This window comes from Microcoleus sp. OTE_8_concoct_300, assembly GCF_031383065.1.
Classification (GTDB): domain Bacteria; phylum Cyanobacteriota; class Cyanobacteriia; order Cyanobacteriales; family Microcoleaceae; genus Microcoleus.
The window spans coordinates 1-1,636 of the sequence record NZ_JANMZH010000327.1; the positions used below are offsets into that span (position 1 = coordinate 1).

The following is a 1,636-nucleotide window of genomic DNA, read 5'->3' on the forward strand; positions in this document are numbered from 1 at the left end:
CAGCCCCCTCTATATGGTAAATACCGGCCTCCCCGCTAACCCCAGAGACGGCAGCAATACACCACTACCAGCATTAATAGCGGGAACAACACCAGAACCCCCAGTCCTACCTTTACAGGGAACGCAGCCCTTATTGTTGCCGTTCTCGCAGATCCGAGATGTGGCTGCTACTCCACCCAACGCTGCTGGTGGATCAACTGCGAGACAAACGGGATGGATAGCGCGAGCTCAAAATACAACTTTCAATCTCGTCATCGCAGCTGGCGACACTCCCTCTCAAAACCTCAACGGCACAGTCGGTGACTTTAACGGCGGCTTACAAAATTTGCCCAGATTCTTGGAAAGCTGGAATGCTGGGCAATTTGCTACTAATATCAAGGGTTCTTTTATCCAGCTAAACCGCAGCGCCTTTAACACAGCACCCTATCTCTCAATCCTGGGAGCAACTCCTTCAGGTTCAACTGCAGCCGATAGGATAGTAAGCGTGTTCGATCGGTTAAATCCACCTGGTGCTACTTCACTGGCAATTCCCGTCAGATATAACGTGGATGGTGCAGGAGATCTTCCCTACTTCAGCCCGCCCACTCGGAACTGGGGTTATGACGTGGGCTTGTTACCTCAGCCGCCGGATTTATTCACTCAAAAGTTCACTACTCCTCCCTCAACGAGTCAACCGGCCGAGTTTTTCCGGGAAGTGCCTCGAAACGACCCGTGGGTAAAAACTTTGATGTGTGGAGTCCAGGAAAAAGCTCCTACTAGCCTCGCGACTTCTTCCATTAGCCAGCAAGAATGTGATGATTTCCCTTACTAGCCTTCCGTCGCGCAATTACTGGAGTCCTAATTTATGAGCAAGCAAAGACAACAGCAAAATTTACCTCAGTCACGAGACAGCGGCTACACGATTATCGAGTCATTGGTAGCGATGATTGTGGTTTCGGTGCTGATGATTGCGATCGCCCCCGTGATGGCTTTCTCAGTAGCGACTCGCGTACAAGCGCGGCGGGTAGAACTCGCCACGCAGGCGGCGAGAACTTACATCGACGCTCTCAGGAGGGGGGCGATCAAGCGGAACGATCCGATAATCCCAGGATTTCCTATCAAAGATACGTCTGTTGCTCGTGCTGTTGCTGATGCTCCTACAAGCTCCAATGGTTTGTACTGCGTTAACTTTGATGAAACGTCAGGTTGTCAGGGCAACAAAGACTTTTTTGTTCAAGGGGTTTGGAGAAATCTCACTAATCCCCCCCCCGCCGATCCAACTACAACAGGTTACTCCTTGACTGTGCGGGTTTACCGGGCCGATGCTTTTTCTTCTCCGGGCTCGCTGAATACTACACAGCAATCCGTAGCTAATTCGGCTCTTGGCGACCCTAAAGCGCCTTTGGTGGTAATGCAAACAGAAATCCCTGCTTCTACAGTACCGGGTTCTTATGGATCGCTTTGTTCACGCATCCGAGATCCTAATAATCAGACCGGGTGTAAATAATTAATCAAAATCCTTGTTAATCAAAAATGTTCCCTACAAATTGGCAAAGGAAGAAGTCAAAATGAAAAATTTACTCAGGTTGCTTCTTAAAAGTCAGCACCAGCGAAACCGCTCAGGGCCAGCTCAAACAGACAAGGGTATGACTCTGGT

General features: G+C 49.8%; 1 protein-coding gene and 1 pseudogene. Both read left to right on the plus strand.

The genetic code is table 11. From position 1 onward, the window contains the following. Window positions 1–811, plus strand: a pseudogene (locus ACUVJL_RS14785) (hypothetical protein); the annotation flags it as partial. A gap of 33 nt (window positions 812–844) precedes the next feature. Beyond that, entirely contained in the window at window positions 845–1,486 is a 642-nt protein-coding gene (locus ACUVJL_RS14790; protein WP_445246533.1) for a prepilin-type N-terminal cleavage/methylation domain-containing protein, read from the plus strand. The last annotated feature ends 150 nt before the right edge of the window (window positions 1,487–1,636 follow it).

Coding starts and splice junctions, on each gene's coding strand:
- ACUVJL_RS14790 (WP_445246533.1), top strand. CDS start 845: ATGAGCAAGCAAAGACAACAGCAAAATTTACCTCAGTCACGAGACAGC.